Origin of the sequence: Pseudomonas sp. PDM27, from assembly GCF_019219205.1 — a bacterium.
Lineage (GTDB): Bacteria > Pseudomonadota > Gammaproteobacteria > Pseudomonadales > Pseudomonadaceae > Aquipseudomonas > Aquipseudomonas laurylsulfatiphila.
The window spans coordinates 146,809-161,278 of record NZ_JAHUWF010000004.1 but is presented as its reverse complement, the minus strand read 5'-3'; the positions used below and the strand labels follow the sequence as shown (position 1 = coordinate 161,278).

At 60.8% G+C, this 14,470-nt stretch carries 12 protein-coding genes; 6 read left to right on the top strand and 6 right to left on the bottom strand.

The features are described 5' to 3' along the window. Positions 1-14 precede the first annotated feature (14 nt). From gatA to KW838_RS10840, 6 genes are all read left to right on the top strand, one after another. Positions 15-1,466 (top strand): Asp-tRNA(Asn)/Glu-tRNA(Gln) amidotransferase subunit GatA, encoded by a 1,452-nt coding sequence (gatA, locus tag KW838_RS10865; RefSeq protein ID WP_007976467.1) that lies wholly within the window; start codon positions 15-17, stop codon positions 1,464-1,466. Between the two features lie 10 nt (positions 1,467-1,476). Continuing rightward, positions 1,477-2,922 carry an Asp-tRNA(Asn)/Glu-tRNA(Gln) amidotransferase subunit GatB gene (gene gatB / locus KW838_RS10860; protein WP_102702303.1) on the top strand — a complete coding sequence of 482 codons (1,446 nt, stop codon included), beginning with the start codon at positions 1,477-1,479 and terminating at the stop codon, positions 2,920-2,922. 148 nt (positions 2,923-3,070) lie between these two features. Next, on the top strand, positions 3,071-3,445 hold the full coding sequence (locus KW838_RS10855) for a septal ring lytic transglycosylase RlpA family protein (protein WP_218501076.1): 375 nt from the start codon (positions 3,071-3,073) through the stop codon (positions 3,443-3,445). A gap of 50 nt (positions 3,446-3,495) precedes the next feature. Beyond that, positions 3,496-4,557 carry a calcium/sodium antiporter gene (locus KW838_RS10850; protein WP_218501075.1) on the top strand — a complete coding sequence of 354 codons (1,062 nt, stop codon included), beginning with the start codon at positions 3,496-3,498 and terminating at the stop codon, positions 4,555-4,557. Beyond that, positions 4,554-4,934 (top strand): carboxymuconolactone decarboxylase family protein, encoded by a 381-nt coding sequence (locus KW838_RS10845; protein WP_007976475.1) that lies wholly within the window; start codon positions 4,554-4,556, stop codon positions 4,932-4,934. The genes KW838_RS10850 and KW838_RS10845 overlap by 4 nt, the downstream gene beginning before the upstream one ends. 232 nt (positions 4,935-5,166) lie before the next feature. Next, positions 5,167-6,612 carry a PhoPQ-activated pathogenicity-related family protein gene (locus tag KW838_RS10840; protein WP_256358804.1) on the top strand — a complete coding sequence of 482 codons (1,446 nt, stop codon included), beginning with the start codon at positions 5,167-5,169 and terminating at the stop codon, positions 6,610-6,612. Here KW838_RS10840 and KW838_RS10835 read toward each other — a convergent pair. From KW838_RS10835 to KW838_RS10810, 6 genes are all read right to left on the bottom strand, one after another. After that, on the bottom strand, positions 6,609-7,550 hold the full coding sequence (locus tag KW838_RS10835; protein ID WP_102702308.1) for an AEC family transporter: 942 nt from the start codon (positions 7,548-7,550) through the stop codon (positions 6,609-6,611). The two genes, KW838_RS10840 and KW838_RS10835, sit on opposite strands and share 4 nt — an antisense overlap. Positions 7,551-7,709: 159 nt before the next feature. Further along, positions 7,710-9,263 (bottom strand): galactarate dehydratase, encoded by a 1,554-nt coding sequence (gene garD / locus KW838_RS10830; RefSeq protein ID WP_218501073.1) that lies wholly within the window; start codon positions 9,261-9,263, stop codon positions 7,710-7,712. Between the two features lie 11 nt (positions 9,264-9,274). Further along, entirely contained in the window at positions 9,275-10,717 is a 1,443-nt protein-coding gene (locus tag KW838_RS10825) for an MFS transporter (RefSeq protein ID WP_218480192.1), read from the bottom strand. Positions 10,718-10,845: 128 nt separating this feature from the next. Further along, positions 10,846-12,291: an aldehyde dehydrogenase family protein gene (locus KW838_RS10820; RefSeq protein ID WP_102702310.1), complete on the bottom strand. Its 1,446-nt coding sequence runs from the start codon at positions 12,289-12,291 to the stop codon at positions 10,846-10,848. A 59-nt stretch (positions 12,292-12,350) separates the two neighbouring features. Further along, on the bottom strand, positions 12,351-13,262 hold the full coding sequence (gene kdgD, locus KW838_RS10815; protein ID WP_102702311.1) for a 5-dehydro-4-deoxyglucarate dehydratase: 912 nt from the start codon (positions 13,260-13,262) through the stop codon (positions 12,351-12,353). A gap of 413 nt (positions 13,263-13,675) precedes the next feature. Further along, entirely contained in the window at positions 13,676-14,425 is a 750-nt protein-coding gene (locus KW838_RS10810) for a FadR/GntR family transcriptional regulator (RefSeq protein ID WP_015093478.1), read from the bottom strand. Between the last annotated feature and the right edge of the window lie 45 nt (positions 14,426-14,470).

Here is a 14,470-nt window from a genome sequence, read left to right as displayed (position 1 = left end):
GGAAAGAGCCTGCAATGCATCAATTGACTCTGGCCGAGATCGCCCGCGGACTCGCCGATAAAAAGTTTTCCTCCGAAGAGCTGACCAAAGTCCTGCTGGCGCGCATCGCCCAGCTCGATCCACAGCTCAACAGTTTCATCAGCCTCACCGAAGACCTGGCGCTGACGCAGGCGAAAGCCGCTGACGCCCGCCGGGCCAATGGTGAGAGCGGCGCCCTGCTCGGCGCGCCGATCGCCCACAAAGACCTGTTCTGCACCCAGGGCATTCGCACCAGTTGCGGCTCGAAGATGCTCGACAACTTCAAGGCACCGTACGACGCCACTGTCGTCGCCAAGCTGGCCGCCGCCGGGGCCGTGACCCTGGGCAAGACCAACATGGACGAATTCGCCATGGGTTCGGCCAACGAGTCGAGCTACTACGGCGCGGTGAAGAACCCGTGGAACCTGGAACACGTGCCGGGCGGTTCGTCCGGTGGTTCGGCGGCGGCGGTGGCCGCTCGTCTGTTGCCGGCAGCCACCGGCACCGACACCGGCGGTTCGATCCGCCAGCCGGCGGCCCTGACCAACCTCACCGGCCTGAAACCGACGTACGGTCGCGTTTCACGCTGGGGCATGATCGCCTACGCCTCCAGCCTCGATCAGGGTGGCCCGTTGGCACGCACGGCCGAAGACTGCGCGATTTTGTTGCAAGGTATGGCCGGCTTCGATCCGAACGACTCCACCAGCATCGATGAACCCGTGCCGGACTACAGCGCCAGCCTCAACGGCTCGCTGCAAGGCCTGCGCATCGGTGTGCCGAAGGAATACTTCAGCGCCGGTCTCGACCCGCGCATTGCCGAACTGATCCACAACAGTATCAAGGAGCTGGAAAAGCTCGGCGCCGTGATCAAGGAAATCAGCCTGCCGAACATGCAGCACGCGATTCCTGCGTACTACGTGATCGCCCCGGCGGAAGCCTCTTCCAACCTGTCGCGTTTCGACGGCGTGCGCTTCGGCTATCGCTGCGAAGACCCGAAAAACCTGGAAGACCTGTACAAGCGCTCCCGTGGCGAAGGCTTCGGCGCGGAAGTGCAGCGCCGGATCATGGTCGGTGCCTACGCGCTGTCCGCCGGTTACTACGATGCCTATTACCTCAAGGCGCAGAAGATCCGTCGCTTGATCAAGAACGACTTCATGGCGGCCTTTAATGAGGTCGACATCATCCTCGGCCCAACCACGCCGAACCCGGCCTGGAAGCTCGGCGCCAAGAACAGCGACCCGGTCGCTGCGTACCTGGAAGACGTCTACACCATCACCGCCAACCTCGCCGGCCTGCCGGGCCTGTCGATGCCGGCCGGTTTTGTCGACGGTCTGCCGGTTGGCGTGCAACTGCTCGCCCCGTATTTCCAGGAAGGTCGCCTGTTGAACGTTGCCCACCAGTATCAGCTCAACACTGACTGGCACACCCGCACCCCAACCGGCTTCTGAGGAGACACACATGCAATGGGAAGTCGTGATCGGGCTGGAGATTCACACCCAGCTCACCACCCGGTCGAAAATCTTTTCCGGTAGTTCCACCACGTTCGGTTCCGAGCCGAACACCCAGGCCAGCCTGGTAGACCTGGGCATGCCCGGCGTGCTGCCGGTGCTGAACCAGGAAGCGGTGCGCATGGCGGTGATGTTCGGTCTGGCGATTGACGCCGAGATCGGCCAGCACAACGTGTTCGCCCGTAAAAACTACTTCTACCCGGACCTGCCCAAGGGCTACCAGATCAGCCAGATGGAATTGCCGATCGTCGGCAAGGGCCACCTGGACATCGCCTTGGAAGACGGCACAGTCAAACGTGTCGGCATCACCCGCGCGCACCTTGAAGAAGACGCCGGCAAAAGCCTGCACGAAGAATTCAGCGGCGCCAGCGGCATCGACCTGAACCGTGCCGGTACGCCGCTGCTGGAAATCGTTTCCGAACCGGACATGCGCAGCGCCAAGGAAGCCGTGGCTTACGTCAAGGCGATCCACGCGCTGGTGCGCTACCTGGGCATCTGCGACGGCAACATGGCCGAAGGCTCGCTGCGTTGCGACTGCAACGTATCGATCCGTCCGAAAGGCCAGGTCGAGTTCGGTACTCGCTGCGAGATCAAGAACGTCAACTCGTTCCGTTTCATCGAAAAAGCGATCAACAGCGAAATCCAGCGTCAGATCGAGCTGATCGAAGACGGCGGCAAAGTGATCCAGCAGACCCGCCTGTACGATCCGAACAAGGACGAAACCCGTCCGATGCGCAGCAAAGAGGAAGCCAACGACTACCGTTACTTCCCTGATCCGGACCTGCTGCCAGTCGTGATCGAAAACACCTTCCTCGACGACGTGCGCGCCACCCTGCCGGAATTGCCGCCGCAGAAGCGCGAGCGTTTCCAGGCGCAGTTCGGTCTGTCGGTCTACGACGCCAGCGTCCTGGCCACCAGCCGCGAGCAAGCCGATTACTTCGAGAAAGTCGCAAGCATCGGCGGCGACGCCAAGCTGGCGGCGAACTGGGTGATGGTCGAGTTGGGCAGCCTGCTCAACAAGCAAGGCCTGGACATCGAACAGTCGCCGGTTTCCGCCGAGCTTCTGGGCGGCATGCTGCTGCGCATCAAGGACAACACCATCTCCGGCAAAATCGCCAAGGTGGTGTTCGAAGCGATGGCGAACGGCGAAGGCAGCGCGGACGAGATCATCGACAAGCGCGGCCTCAAGCAAGTGACCGACACTGGTGCGATCTCGGCGGTGCTGGACGAAATGCTCGCGGCCAACGCCGAGCAGGTCGAACAATACCGCGCGGCAGACGAAGCCAAGCGCGGCAAGATGTTCGGCTTCTTCGTCGGTCAGGCCATGAAAGCTTCCAAAGGCAAGGCCAACCCGCAGCAAGTGAACGAATTGCTCAAAAGCAAGCTCGAAGGCTGATGAGAATGGAGCCAGCCCTAAAATCTGGCTCCTTTCCCTGTGGGAGCGGGCTTGCTCGCGAATGCGGTTTGGCACTCAATTCAATGTTGACTGTCAGAATGCATTCGCGAGCAAGCCCGCTCCCACATTTGTTTTTTGGAACGCCCAAATGAAGCGTCTGTTCAGCGCCTGCGCCCTCCTCTCGCTCCTGGCCGGTTGCGCCAGCACCGACACCGTCGACCCGCACGGCTACGACAAAACCGGCGTGGCGTCGTACTACGGCTCCAAACACCAAGGCAAACGCACCGCCAACGGCGAGCGTTTCAACATGAATTCCATGACCGCCGCCCATCGCCAGCTACCCTTCGGTACACGGGTGAAGGTCACCAATCTGAATAACGACAAGTCCTGCGTGGTGCGCATCAATGATCGCGGTCCGCACACCCGGGGCCGCCTGATCGACCTGTCCAAGGAAGCCGCCGAGCGCTTGGGCATGCTGCGCAGCGGCACCGCGCGGGTTCGCGTGCAAGCCCTCGACGACTGACCGATGGAGCCCCGACCATTTTCGGACTAGCCGATTTACCCCTGATCAGCGTGATCGAATTGCTCAGCGGATTGCTCCTGCTGATTGTCGGCGCCGAATTGATGGTGCGCGCCGCTGTACGCATTGCCGCGCGGCTGCACATACGCCCGCTGATCATCGGCCTGACCATCGTCGCCCTCGGCAGCAGTGCACCGCAAATGGCGGTCAGCCTGCAGGCGACCCTGGCGCACAACGCCGACATCGCCGTCGGCAGCGTGATCGGCAGCAGCATTTTCAACATCCTCGTAACCCTCGGGCTGTCCGCCCTGATCATTCCTTTGCGGGTTTCCCGGCAATTGGTGCGCCTGGATATTCCACTGATGATCGGTGCCAGCCTGCTGGTGTTCGTGCTCGCCTGGAATGAAGAACTGACCCGTGTCGACGGCGTGATGCTGCTGACGGCACTGGCGATTTACCTGGGGTTGCTGCTGCGCCAGTCGCGACACTCGGCACGCCCGGTATCGAGTCACGACCATCATGCACAAGCGCCATGGCTGAGCAGCCTGCTGATGATCGTCGCCGGGCTGGCGATGCTGGTGTACGCCGGGCACTTGCTGCTGGGCGCCGCAGTTGCGGTCGCCACCGATCTTGGGTTGTCGGAGCGGATCATCGGCCTGACCATCGTCGCCGTCAGCACCTCACTGCCTGAGCTCGCCACATCGTTGATCGCGGCAATGCGCGGCGAACGCGATATTGCCGTGGGCAACGTGATTGGCAGCAACCTGTTCAACCTCCTGGGCGTGCTCGGCTTTACCGCACTGGTGGCGCCGTCGCCGCTGTCGGTGTCGCCCAATGCCCTGGATTTCGACCTGCCGGTGATGCTCGGCGTCGCGGCGCTGTGCCTGCCGGTGTTCTACTCCGGCTACCGGGTGACCCGCGCCGAAGGCCTGCTGTTTCTGGGTCTGTACCTGGCGTATGGGCTGCACGTGGTGTCGTTCACCACCGGCATGCCACTGGCCGGCAAGCTGGAACACCTGATGCTGTTTTTCGTCCTGCCGGTGCTGATGGCGTTTTTGCTGTTCACGTCGCTACGCGCCTGGCATCGCCAACACCATAAGAAGGAAGTCCCATGACCGAGAATAAAAAAACCGGCGTTGAAGTTCGTCGCCAAGTAATGGGCGACGCCTTCGTCGACCGCGCACTGGGCAATGCAACCGAGTTCACCCAACCGCTGCAGGACTTTGTCAATGAACACGCCTGGGGCGGCGTGTGGAATCGCGAAGGCCTGCCGCTGAAAACCCGCAGCCTGATCACCCTCGCCGCCCTGACCGCGCTCAAGTGCCCGCAGGAATTGAAAGGTCACGTGCGTGGGGCCTTGAACAACGGCTGCACCGTGGAGGAAATTCGCGAGGCGTTGCTGCATTGCGCGGTGTATGCCGGCGTGCCGGCGGCGATTGATGCATTTCGCGCGGCGCAGGAAGTGATCGACAGCTATCAGAAGCCGGAGTGATCACCCCACTCGGCAACGCTTGTGGTTGAACGGTTCAACCACATATTTCGATAATAAAAGCCCCCCTGCCAAACCTGTTCCCCCACGCCTCTTTTCGACACACTGCGCCGACAAAAAAAAACCGACGGGGAACAGTCGGTGCAGCTTCGCTGTACTCAGGATCAGGACCTTTCCCCGCATCACAAGGAAGGTTCCCATGGGATTGAACGCCAGGTTCGCATTGTCAAAATTGATGTTATCCAGCCTGCTCGTCAGCAGTTCGATACAGGCCTCAACCCAAGCGTGTTTCGACGCCAGCAACCAGGACTTCAGCGAAGTACTTGCTTGCTACAAAAAAGCCGAAGACGCCAACCCACTGGTTTACTCCGTCAAAGGCAACACGCCATATCCCGGTGTGGAGAAGCGCAGTTTCGACCTGTCCTCCCAGCAATGGTCGCCACAAGGACTGGTAAGCCCCATCCAGTGGAAACACACTGTGGACATCTACATCCCGGACAATGCCCTGCACGGCCAGTCGCTGCTGGTGGCCAACAACGGAACCCCCAACGCCGGGCCGGACAACGCCGACGAACCGACGGACTTTACCGAAGCCATGGCCCTTGAAGTGGCGCGTAGCACACGCACGATTGTCATTTCAGTCAGCAACGTCCCGAACCAGTACCTGACCTATGCCGATGACGGCATAGCGCGCACGGAAGATGCCAGCGTCGCCCATAGCTGGAAACTCTTTCTCGAAGACCCGCACCAGCGCCCGTACATGTCGGTGCGCCTGCCGATGGTGGTGTCGATGGTCAAGGCCATGGACCTCGCGCAAAAGGAGCTGCGCCCCTGGGGGATAGAGCATTTCATTGCCAGCGGCGCCTCAAAACGTGGCTGGACCACCTGGCTGGCAGCCATTGCCGATGACCGGGTCAAAGCCATCGTGCCATTTGTCATCGACGTGCTGGGCATGGATAACGTGCTTGAGCATACCTATCAAAGCTATGGCAAGAACTGGCCACTGGCGTTCTTTGACTACCATCACGAGGGCATCACCCAACAGATCAAGACTGAAAACTTCGCCCGATTAATGAAAATCGAAGATCCGCTGAAATACCTCAATACGGGCTATGCCGAACGTTTGGCGATACCGAAATACATCGTCAACGCCAGCAGCGACGATTTCTTCCTGCCAGATAACTCCAGGTTTTTTTACGATCAGCTACCCGGCCCCAAAGCCCTGCGAGTGGCACCCAATGCCAGCCACTACGGTATCAACCAATTCGTCGAGAACTCGCTGATTCCGGCCATCAATCGTTGGCAACAGGACAAACCTCTGCCAACCATTTCAGTGCGGCCGGGTCCGGATCTGGCCCCACAATCACTTGGGCTGCACTTTTCTGAATCACCGGTGCGGGTGGTTCAATGGACCGCGGTAAACCCGATTGCCCGGGATTTTCGATATCCCTGCGGCGTCCGTTACGAACCCGAGGACGTCAGACTGACGGGGCTGCTCAATACGCGAGTATTCATCGACAAACCGGAAACCGGGTGGAAAGCGACGTTTATCGAAGCAACCTTTGCCGATGGCTTTGTCGCGACCACACCCGTGCAGGTGATACCCACGGATTATCCCACCCAGGCACCTCCAGTCATCGAGCCTGCGTGCAGAACCATTGCCGAAGCTGGTCAGGGCTAGATCCACCCACCCCACTGCAACAAAAAGATCCCGACGTTGGTGGTGACCGCCGCCATCAGCGTGGTGATCACGATAATCGCCGCCGCCAGTTCATGATTGCCCTCGGCCGCCCGCGCCATCACAAAACTGGCAGCGGCGGTCGGGCTGCCGAAGTACAGAAACAGAATCCCCAATTCCGCGCCGCGAAAGCCCCACAACCACGCGCCCAGCGTCGCCAGTACCGGCAAGCCGATCATCTTCACCAGGCTTGAACTCAGCGCCATGTTGCCGCTTTTGCGCAGCGCCGCCATGGACAAGGTGCCACCGATGCAGATCAGCGCCAGTGGCAAGGTGGTTTGCGCCAGGTACTGGCCGGAGGTCTCCAGCCACCCCGGCAAGCCAATCTTGAAATAGGCGAAGGGCGCCGCCGCCATCACGCTGATGATCAGCGGATTGCTGAACACGCTTTTGCAGATGCTCCACGGATCGGATTTGATCACTGGGCTGTATACCGCCAGCACAATGGTCGAGAGGGTGTTGTAAAACAGGATCACCAGCGCCGCGAGGATCGCCCCGAGGGAAATCCCGTAGTCGCCGTACATGCTGGCCGCCAGCGCCAGGCCGATCACCCCGTTGTTACCGCGAAAGGCGCCCTGGGTGTAGATCCCCCGATCTTCCCGCGGACACTTCCAGATCGCCCAGCCCCAGGCGATGGCAAAGCCCACCAGGGTCGCGAGGGAGAAATAGATCAGCAACGCCGGCTGCAACGCCGCGTGCAGGTCGGCATGCAGGATGCCCAGAAACAGCAGCGCCGGCATGGTGACGTTGAACACCAGGGCTGATGCCGTGTGGATGAAGTTGTCGTTGATCCAGTCGATGCGCTTGAGCAGCACACCCAGAAACAGCATGGCGAATACCGGCGCGGTGATGTTCAGGGTTTCGAGGAAAATTGCCAGCATGCCGGAGAGGACCTTGGGGTGGGCGTCGTTAGGGGGCTAATGATAAGCCACCAAGTCCTTCGGTGTCTGGTCGACCGCCTTCGCGAGCAAGCCCGCTCCCACAGGTTCAGCGCAATCCTTGTGGGAGCGGGCTTGCTCGCGAAGAACGATAACGCGGTCTCAGGTGATCGGCGCCGGGTTGAACAGGGTGATGTCGTTATGCAGCTTGTGCTGCTCCGCCCAGGTCTGCTTCTTGCCGCTGGCCACGTCCAGATAGTAGTGGAACAGCTCCCAGCCCAGCTCCTCGATCGATGCGCGACCGGTGGCAATGCGCCCGGCGTCGATGTCGATCAGGTCCGGCCAGCGCTGAGCCAGTTCAGTCCGGGTCGACACCTTCACCACCGGTGCCATGGCCAGCCCGTATGGCGTGCCACGACCGGTGGTGAACACGTGCAGGTTCATCCCCGCCGCCAGTTGCAGCGTCCCGCAGACAAAATCGCTGGCCGGGGTCGCGCAGAAGATCAGGCCTTTACGCTTGAAACGCTCGCCAGGGCCAAGCACGCCGTTGATCGCGCTGCTGCCGGACTTGACGATCGAGCCCAGGGACTTCTCGACAATGTTCGACAGCCCGCCCTTCTTGTTGCCCGGTGTGGTATTGGCGCTGCGGTCCGCTTCGCCCTTGGCCAGGTAACGGTCGTACCAGTCCATCTCCCGCACCAGTTCCTGGGCGACGTCCTGGCTTTCCGCACGGGAGGTCAGCAGGTAAATGGCATCGCGCACTTCGGTGACTTCGGAAAACATCACCGTCGCACCGGCCCGCAACAACAGGTCCGAGGCGTAACCCAGCGCCGGGTTGGCGGTGATGCCGGAGAACGCATCACTGCCGCCACACTGCATGCCGAGAATCAGCTCGGACGCCGGCACGGTTTCCCGGCGACGTTGATCGAGTTTCTTCAAACGCGTCTCGGCCAGTTCCATGATCTGCTCGATCATCTCGGTGAAGCCGTGGCTGGCGTCCTGCAAGCGGTACAGCCATGGCTCGCTCAAATCCACCGAACTGTCGTTCTCGTGCATCACCTGCCCGGCCTGCAATTTCTCGCAGCCCAGGCTGATCACCAGCGCTTCGCCGCCCAGGTTCGGGTTGCGTGCCAGGTTGCGCACCGTGCGAATCGGGATGTACGCGTCGGTGGCGGTGATCGCCACGCCACAGCCGTAGCTGTGGGTCAGCGCCACCACGTCATCGACGTGCGGGTACTTGGGCAGCAACTCGGCCTTGATGCGCTTGACCGCATGATCGAGCACGCCGGTCACACATTGCACCGTGGTGGTGATGCCGAGAATGTTGCGCGTGCCGACGGTGCCGTCGGCGTTGCGATAACCCTCGAAGGTGAAACCTTCCAGCGGTGCTTGCGCCGCGGGCACGTCGGTGGACAACGGCAGGCTGTCCAGCGGTGGCGCGGTCGGCATGCGCAGTTGATCTTCCTTGACCCAACTGCCGCGGGGAATCGGCTGCAAGGCGTAGCCAATGACCTGACCGTAACGAATCACCTGGCCGCCCTCGGGAATGTCTTCCAGGGTGACCTTGTGGCTCTGTGGCACGAAGTCCACGGTGACCAGGCCGTCGGCAAATTCGGTACCGGCCGGTACGCCCTGATCGTTGACCACGATCACTACGTTATCCCGCTCGTGCAGGCGGATGTAGCGCGGCGAGTCGGAATGTTCAATCAACTGCATGACGCCGCTCCTCAGGAATGCGCTTGAGACAATTTGCCAGGGGCTTCAGTACCATTCGCGGGTGGCTCTTTGAGCACCACACGCTTGATCGGGCCTACGATCACCAGGTAGCTGAACACCGCGACCAGCGCGTTGCAACCGACGAACACCAGCGCCCACTTGAACGAACCGGTGGAGCTGATGATGTAGCCGATAACGATCGGGGTGGTGATCGAAGCCAGGTTACCGAAGGTGTTGAACAGGCCGCCACTCAGACCGGCGATCTGCTTGGGCGAAGTATCGGACACCACGGCCCAGCCCAGTGCGCCAACGCCTTTACCGAAGAACGCCAGGGCCATGAAGCCGACGACCATCCATTCTACGTCCACGTAATTGCACGCCACGATGCTGCTGGAAACCAGCAGGCCAGCAATGATCGGCGCCTTGCGGGCAAACGTCAGCGAGTGACCTTTGCGCAGCAGGTAATCGGAAATCACCCCGCCGAGCACACCACCGATAAACCCGCAGATCGCTGGCAACGAAGCAATGAAACCGGCCTTGAGGATGGTCATGCCACGCTCCTGCACCAGGTACACCGGGAACCAGGTCAGGAAGAAGTAAGTAATGCCGTTGATGCAGTACTGGCCCAGGTACACGCCGAGCATCATGCGGTTGGTCAGCAGTTGACGGATGTAGTCCCATTTCGGGCCGTCGGTCTTCTTGCCTTTGCCCTTGTCCTGGTCCATGTCGACCATGCCGCCGTTGTCGGCGATGTGCTTGAACTCGGCGTCATTGATCATCGGATGCTGGCGCGGGCTGTAGATCACTTTCAGCCAGATCCCGGAGAAGATGATGCCGATCACGCCCATGACGATGAACACATGCTGCCAGCCGAAGCTGTAGACGATCCAGCCCATCAGCGGTGCGAACAACACGGTGGCAAAGTATTGCGCCGAGTTGAAGATCGCCGAAGCGGTGCCGCGTTCAGCGGTCGGAAACCAGGCCGCCACGATGCGTGCGTTGCCGGGGAAGGATGGCGCTTCGGCCAGGCCGACCAGAAAGCGCAGCATGAACAGCGCAACCACCGCCGTGGACATACCGAACTCGCCGACATAACCCTGCAGGACGGTGAACAGCGACCAGGTGAAGATGCTCAGTGCATAGATTTTTTTCGAACCGAAACGGTCCAGCAGCCAGCCGCCGGGGATTTGCCCGGCCACGTAGGCCCAACCGAATGCGGAGAAGATATAACCGAGGGTGACCGCGTCGATGCCGAGGTCTTTTTGCAGGCTCGAGCCGGCGATGGCGATGGTCGCGCGGTCGGCGTAGTTGATCGTGGTCACCAGAAACAGCATGAGCAAGATCAAATAGCGGACGTGAGTCGGCTTGGTCGATTGCATGTAGATGTACTCCCACTGATTATTTTTATGCGCGGGTGAATCTTGTGTCCTGTAGGAGCTGCCGCAGGCTGCGATCTTTTGATCTTTAGCGCCATCAAAGGCACCGAAAATCAAGATCAAAAGGTCGCAGCCTGCGGCAGCTCCTACATGGGTTTGCGGTATCGGTGCCACCGGGGTGGCACCGGATACAGCGGTGTTGCGTGTTACGAACCGATGTAAGAGGTTTTCACGACTGTGTAGAACTCTTGCGCATAGCGACCTTGCTCACGTGATCCATAGGATGAACCTTTACGTCCACCGAACGGAACGTGGTAATCCACACCGGCGGTCGGCAGGTTGACCATCACCATCCCGGCCTGGGAGTGGCGCTTGAAGTGGTTGGCGTATTTCAGCGAGGTGGTGGCAATCCCCGCCGACAGCCCGAACTCGGTGTCGTTGGCCATGGCCAGCGCAGCTTCGTAATCGGCGACGCGGACGATGTTGGCCACCGGGCCGAAGATCTCTTCTCGGCTGATGCGCATCGACGCTTCGCTGTCGGCAAACAGGGTCGGCGCGAGGAAGTAGCCCTCGGTGTCGCAGGTCACCAGACCACCACCGCTGACCAGACGTGCACCTTCGGACTGGCCGATGTCGATGTACTTCATGTCCTGTTCAAGCTGCGCTTGCGAGACCACCGGACCGATATCGGTGCCAGCCTTCAACGCATGGCCGACCTTGATCGACTTCATGCGCTCGGCCATGGCTTCGACGAACTTGTCGTGAATCCCGGCGGTGACGATGAAGCGGCTGGATGCGGTGCAACGCTGACCGGTGGAGTAGAACGCGCTCTGTACCGACAGCTCGACCGCTTGCTTGAGGTCGGCATCGTCGAGAATGATCTGCGGGTTCTTGCCGCCCATTTCCAGCTGCACCTTGGCCTGGCGCGATACACAGTTGACGGCGATCTGACGACCAACACCCACCGATCCGGTGAAGCTGATGCCATCGACTTTCGGGCTGTTGACCAGCGCTTCGCCGACTACGCGACCGCTGCCCATCACCAGGTTGAACACGCCGGCCGGGAAACCGGCGCGGGAGATGATTTCCGCCAGGGCCCAGGCGCAACCCGGTACCAGGTCCGCCGGCTTGAGCACCACGCAGTTGCCGTAGGCCAGGGCCGGGGCGATTTTCCACGAAGGGATCGCGATCGGGAAGTTCCACGGGGTGATCAGACCGACCACGCCCAAGGCTTCGCGAGTGACTTCAACGTTGACGCCCGGACGTACGGACGGCAGGTAGTCGCCGGACAGACGCAGGCATTCACCGGCGAAGAACTTGAAGATGTTGCCGGCGCGGGTCACTTCACCGATGGCTTCGGGCAGGGTCTTGCCCTCTTCCCGGGCCAGCAGGGTGCCGAGTTCTTCGCGACGGGCGAGGATTTCAGTGCCGACTTTATCCAGGGAATCGTGGCGCGCCTGGATGCCGGAAGTGGACCACGCCGGGAACGCGGCACGGGCGGCGTCGATGGCTGCGTTGACCTGGGCCAGGTCAGCCTTGGCGTAATCGCCGATGGCATCGGTCAGTTCGGACGGGTTGATGTTGGTCGAGTAATCGCCGCCGGAAACCCACTCGCCGTTGATGTAGTTATCGAAACGCTTTGCATCTGCCACGAGATGTTCTCCTCACGCAAAAAGCCGCCGATTGCTCAGCGGCCCTGGTTTATCGAGTGTTACTGCGCGCCCTGCTTGTCGATCAGCGCGGCGAGCATTTCGTACTCTTCGCCGGTCAGATCGGTCAGCGGTGCACGCACGGGACCGGCGTCGTAGCCGGCAATTTTTGCCCCGGCCTTGACGATGCTCACGGCATAACCGGCCTTGCGGTTACGGATGTCCAGGTACGGCAGGAAGAAGTCGTCGATGATCTTGCCGACGGTGGCGTGATCTTCGCGAGCGATCGCGTGGTAGAAGTCCATCGCGGTTTTCGGGATGAAGTTGAACACCGCCGAGGAGTAGACCGGCACGCCCAGTGCCTTGTAGGCCGCGGCGTAGACTTCGGCGGTCGGCAAGCCACCCAGGTAGCTGAAGCGATCACCGAGGCGGCGACGGATCGACACCATCAACTCGATGTCACCCAGGCCATCCTTGTAGCCGATCAGGTTCGGGCAGCGCTCGGCCAGGCGTTCCAGCAGCGGCGCGGTCAGGCGGCAGACGTTACGGTTGTAGACCACCACGCCGATCTTGACCGATTTGCACACGGCTTCAACGTGGGCGGCAACGCCGTCCTGGCTGGCTTCGGTCAGGTAGTGCGGCAGCAGCAACAGGCCCTTCGCGCCCAGACGCTCGGCTTCCTGTGCGTATTCGATGGCCTGGCGGGTCGAACCGCCCACGCCGGCCAGGATTGGCACGCTGGTGGCGCAAGTGTCGACCGCCGTCTTGATGATTTCCGAATATTCGCTGGCCGCCAGAGAGAAGAACTCACCGGTGCCGCCCGCGGCGAACAACGCCGAGGCGCCGTATGGGGCCAGCCATTCGAGACGCTTGATATAACCCGCGCGATTGAAGTCGCCCTGAGCATTGAAATCGGTGACCGGGAAAGACAGCAGACCGGAAGAGAGGATGGACTTCAGTTCTTGTGGATTCATTATTCGAACACCCTGGATAGCGACGTTGTGTGAGAAAACCGTTCAGCCTGCGCTGAAGTTGTAGGTCATCGTACAACTTAAAATACAACCGTCAACTGCATTTCATCGCTGGGGGTGGAAATTGTTCGACACGAAAATGCAAAACCCTTGTTTTAAAGGGCTTACGCTGAAGGGAACAGGGATGATCACACCTCGAAAAACAGGTGCTCAGGAGATACGTTGTCGGAAGATTGTGGTGAGGGATAGAGGCTGACTGTAGGTTTTGTGGGATGGCTTACGGCCTCTTCGCGAGCAAGCCCGCTCCCACATTTGAATTTCTGCGAACTCACAATTTGTGAACGACACCGATCAAGTGTGGGAGCGGGCTTGCTCGCGAAGGGGCCGTAAGCCAATACCGCCTTGGATCAGAACACTCAGCCCCGCTGCGCCTCAGCCTCTTCATGGGCATGACGCAACCGCTCACGACTGTTGGTCAGGTGCAAACGCATGGCGGCCCGGGCCGCATCGGAATCCTGACGGGCGATGGCGTCGTAGATTTCCTCGTGCTCACGGCTCAGGCGCCCCATGTAGTGCTGCTGGTCGTCATGGGCCAGGCGCGCGGAATTCAACCGTGTGCGCGGGATAATGCTGGTGCCCAGGTGGGTCATGATGTCGGTGAAATAACGGTTGCCTGTGGACAGCGCGATTTCGAGGTGAAAGGCGAAGTCCGAAGCCACGGCGTCACTGGCGTGGGCGGCGCTTTCATTCAACGCATCGAGGGCGGCGCGCATGTTGGCCAGTTGTTCCGGACTGCGACGTTGCGCCGCCAGGCCGGCGGACTCCACTTCCAGGCTGATGCGCAGTTCCAGGATCGCCAGCACATCGCGCAAGGTCACCACGGTCGCCGGGTCGATACGAAAGCCACTCGGGCTCGGCGTGTCGAGCACGAAGGTGCCGATGCCATGGCGGGTTTCCACCTGGCCGGCCGCCTGCAGACGGGATATCGCTTCGCGCACCACCGTGCGGCTGACACCATGGGCATCCATGATGGCCGACTCGGTGGGCAACTTGTCGCCACGCTTGAGATGACCGTCGCGGATCTGCTCGGACAGCACCGTCACCAGTTCCTGAGCGAGGCTGCGGCGCTTGCGTGGGAGGCGTGGTGTGTCGATCGGGTTTTCCATGGTGTACATCGGTCTCGAAAAGTTCGGCGGCTGAAAGCGCATCAT

Coding starts and splice junctions, on each gene's coding strand:
- kdgD (WP_102702311.1), bottom strand. CDS start 13,262: ATGAATCCACAAGAACTGAAGTCCATCCTCTCTTCCGGTCTGCTGTCT.
- KW838_RS10855 (WP_218501076.1), top strand. CDS start 3,071: ATGAAGCGTCTGTTCAGCGCCTGCGCCCTCCTCTCGCTCCTGGCCGGT.
- gatB (WP_102702303.1), top strand. CDS start 1,477: ATGCAATGGGAAGTCGTGATCGGGCTGGAGATTCACACCCAGCTCACC.
- KW838_RS10835 (WP_102702308.1), bottom strand. CDS start 7,550: ATGCTGGCAATTTTCCTCGAAACCCTGAACATCACCGCGCCGGTATTC.
- KW838_RS10845 (WP_007976475.1), top strand. CDS start 4,554: ATGACCGAGAATAAAAAAACCGGCGTTGAAGTTCGTCGCCAAGTAATG.
- garD (WP_218501073.1), bottom strand. CDS start 9,263: ATGCAGTTGATTGAACATTCCGACTCGCCGCGCTACATCCGCCTGCAC.
- gatA (WP_007976467.1), top strand. CDS start 15: ATGCATCAATTGACTCTGGCCGAGATCGCCCGCGGACTCGCCGATAAA.
- KW838_RS10810 (WP_015093478.1), bottom strand. CDS start 14,425: ATGGAAAACCCGATCGACACACCACGCCTCCCACGCAAGCGCCGCAGC.
- KW838_RS10840 (WP_256358804.1), top strand. CDS start 5,167: ATGTTATCCAGCCTGCTCGTCAGCAGTTCGATACAGGCCTCAACCCAA.